General features: G+C 73.7%; 1 protein-coding gene. It reads right to left on the bottom strand.

All coding sequences use genetic code 11. The features are described 5' to 3' along the window. Positions 1-255 (bottom strand): hypothetical protein (locus AB3X89_RS40625; RefSeq protein ID WP_368588109.1); only part of this gene is annotated, 255 nt, incomplete at both ends.

Here is a 255-nt window from a genome sequence, read left to right on the forward strand (position 1 = left end):
CGACGCGCTGCGGCCCTCGGCGATGGCCCGGGCGGACTTCTGCCGCCCGCGCGTCAGGCGGCTGCCGCCGAACATGTCGAAGCGCCAGGGCTCGCCGTTATACTGGAACGTGCGCGCCAGCATGAAGGCGCTTAGCGCGCCCGGCAGCCGCACCTCGACCAGCGGCTGGCCCGTCAGACGGGCATAAAAGGAGTAGTCCCGCTGCGCCCCGCCGGGCGACGCGGCGGGCTCCAGCTCCCGTCCCTGCAGGTCGAC

Source organism: Paraburkholderia sp. BR14320 (assembly GCF_040948665.1).
Lineage (GTDB): Bacteria > Pseudomonadota > Gammaproteobacteria > Burkholderiales > Burkholderiaceae > Paraburkholderia > Paraburkholderia youngii.